This is a genomic window from Streptomyces sp. adm13(2018), assembly GCF_008042145.1.
Classification (GTDB): Bacteria; Actinomycetota; Actinomycetes; order Streptomycetales; family Streptomycetaceae; genus Streptomyces.
The window spans coordinates 6,313-9,279 of sequence record NZ_RDBH01000082.1; the positions used below are offsets into that span (position 1 = coordinate 6,313).

2 protein-coding genes and 1 pseudogene are annotated in these 2,967 nt (G+C 68.5%); 2 read left to right on the top strand and 1 reads right to left on the bottom strand.

The annotated features are described in order from the left end of the window. Positions 1-13: 13 nt before the first annotated feature. Positions 14-1,384 (bottom strand): lysine N(6)-hydroxylase/L-ornithine N(5)-oxygenase family protein, encoded by a 1,371-nt coding sequence (locus EAO70_RS07435; protein ID WP_148002217.1) that lies wholly within the window; start codon positions 1,382-1,384, stop codon positions 14-16. A 239-nt stretch (positions 1,385-1,623) separates the two neighbouring features. Between EAO70_RS07435 and EAO70_RS07440 the strand changes: the two genes are divergently transcribed. Continuing rightward, on the top strand, positions 1,624-2,571 hold the full coding sequence (locus tag EAO70_RS07440; protein ID WP_148002218.1) for a methionyl-tRNA formyltransferase: 948 nt from the start codon (positions 1,624-1,626) through the stop codon (positions 2,569-2,571). Between the two features lie 146 nt (positions 2,572-2,717). After that, a pseudogene (locus EAO70_RS37730) lies at positions 2,718-2,967 on the top strand (hypothetical protein); the annotation flags it as partial.

The window sequence follows — 2,967 nt, forward strand, 5'->3', positions numbered from 1 at the left end:
GTGGCGGCGGGACCTAGCGGGCCGTGCCGACGCCGTCGGCCACGCGGGCGTCGTCGGCGGTGGCGGCGGAGTCGGCCGGCGGGATCGCCGGGTTCCGTTCGACGACGGAGGCGAGTATCTCGCCGACCCGGATCGCGGTGTTGGAGAGCAGCGACGACGTGATGCCGTGGGTGTGCTCCGTGCCGCCCTGGAGGTAGATGCCGCAGCGCAGTTCGGGGTCGGTGGCGAGCCGGTAGTCCCGCTGCACGCTGACCCGTCCCTGGTCGTCGCGGTGGCAGCGGTCGGCGACCGGTCCGAGCAGGCCGAGGGGTTCGGCGGGGCTGTAGCCGGTGGCGTAGACGACGATGTCGGCGTCGAGGACGGTCTCCTCGCCGGTGACGAGGGAGGTGACGAAGGCGCGGACCTTGTCGGGGCCGTCCTCCACCCCGGTGAGCCGGGAGATGTTGATGAAGCGCAGTCGCTCGGTGCCGAGGACCTTCTCCTGGTAGGCCTGGCGGTAGAGGTCATCGATGAGGTCGATGTCCACCACGGAGTAGTTGGTGTTGCCGTGGTAGTCCATCAGCTTGCGCTTCACGTCGTCGGGAGCGGTGAAGTACTCGTCGACGGCCTCCGGGTCGAAGATCCGGTTGGCGAAGGCGCTGTCGTCGGCGGGGCTGTAGCCGTACCGGGAGAAGACGGCGCAGATCTCGGCCCCGGGGAAGCGGCGGTGCAGATAGGCCACGTTCTCGGCGGCGCTCTGGCCGGCGCCGACGACGACGATCCGCTCGGGCGCGGTGCCCTCCAGGCTCTCGACCTTGCGGAGCAGGTCGGAGTTGTGCCAGACGCGGTCGCTGCGCTCGACGCCTTCCGGCATGCGCGGGCGGAGGCCGGTGCCGAGGACGAGGTTGCGGGCGCGGTGGACGACGAGTTCGGAGCCGGAGCGGGCGGTCACGTCGAGGTACTCGACGACGCCGTCGCGCTCGACCGGCTCGACGGAGACGATCTCGTGGCCGTACGACACCATGTCGTCGACCTTGGAGGCGGCCCACTCGAAGTAGTCGTGGAACTCGACGCGCAGCGGGAAGAGGTTCTTGTGGTTCACGAAGTCGATCAGGCGGCCCTTGCTCTGCAGGTAGCAGAGGAAGCTGTACTCGCTGGTCGGGTTGCGCAGCGTCACCAGGTCCTTGAGGAAGGACACCTGCATGGTCGCGTCGTCGATCAGCATGCCGCGGTGCCAGCCGAAGCGGGGCTGGCGCTCGAAGAAGTGGGCGGTGACCGCTTCCTGCCTTCCGACGCGTGCGTTGTGCTCGCTGAGCGCTATCGCCATGGCCACATTGGACGGCCCGAAGCCGATACCTATGAGGTCGTGGACCAGAGGTGCGTCACCAGGAGGAACCTGCGACATGTCACTCCCATCGTGCGGGAAGAAGGCGGGGGGAACAGGGCATCGGACACACCGGCGGCACCGGCGGCCATGCAGAACTTAGGTAAAGCTAACCTGATCTCGCTGCGCTGTCGATGGCCCAAAACGGACAACGCGCAGACAGGCGCGTACAACGACCGCATAAATTCAGCCAGTTGCACTGTTAGGTAAGCCTTGCTTTACTTGCTGACGGTCTATCGCTCTCCCCGAGGAGGAACTCGATGCGGGTCGTCATGTTCGGTTACCAGACCTGGGGCCATCGCACCCTCCAAGCGCTCCTGGACTCCGAACACGACGTGGTCCTCGTCGTGACGCACCCCAAGAGCGAGCACGCCTACGAGAAGATCTGGAGCGACTCCGTCGCCGACCTCGCGGAGGAGCACGGCGTCCCCGTCGTCATCCGCAACAGGCCCGACGACGAGGGGCTGTTGAGCCGTCTCAAGGAGGCGGACCCGGACATCATCGTCGCCAACAACTGGCGGACGTGGATCCCGCCGCACATCTACAACCTGCCCCGCCACGGCACGCTGAACATCCACGACTCGCTGCTGCCCAAGTACGCCGGCTTCTCGCCGCTCATCTGGGCCCTCATCAACGGCGAGAGCGAAGTCGGCGTCACCGCCCACATGATGGACGAGGTGCTCGACGCCGGCGACATCGTGCAGCAGCACTCCGTCCCCGTCGGGCCGACCGACACGACGACCGACCTCTTCCACAAGACGGTCGACCTCATCGCCCCGGTCACGATCGACGCGCTGGACCGGATCGCGGGCGGGCGCGCCGAGTTCACCCCGCAGGACCGCTCCCAGGCCACCTTCTTCCACAAGCGCGCCGAGGAGGACATCCGCATCGACTGGAGCTGGCCCGCCGAGGTGCTGGAGCGGCTCGTCCGCGCCCAGTCCGCGCCGTACCCGAGCGCCTTCACCTTCCACCGCGGCAAGCGGCTCGAAGTCCTCACCGCGGTGGTCTCCGAAGGGCGTTACGGCGGCACGCCCGGCCGTGTCTTCTACCGCGAGGGCGAGGGCGTCGTGATCGTCGCCGGCGCCGACGCCCGCACCGGCCGCAACCACGGCCTGGCCATCACCCGCGTCCGGACGGAGGACGGCCGCGAACTGCCCGCGACCGAGTACTTCACGTCCATGGGCGGCTATCTCACCAGTCGGCCCTGACCGGCATGGGTTTCGCGTACGTCGACGGGGGTCGCACGCCACACCCGGGTTCCACGCCCTCCCCCGTGTCGGAAATGGGTAGGTTAACCCAACCTATCGGTGAGTCCCGGCGGTCCTCCCCGACCGCCGGGCAGTGAGGCACGACAATGGAACAACCGATCGTCAGCGGTATGGCGTGCGACTCCTCGGGGACGGCGTTCGCCGTCGTCGGCATCTCGAACACCCCGGCCGACTGGGCGAAGATCTTCCGTTCCCTCGCCGAGGCCGGGCTGCGCCCCGGCCTCGACCCGGAGGGCGGCGGCGCCGAACAGGCCCTGCTGCGCGCGGTCGTCGAGGCGGCCGGCGCCGGAGCGGACCGCGGTGAGGACTTCGAGCCGCTTGCCGCGGTGGAAGGTG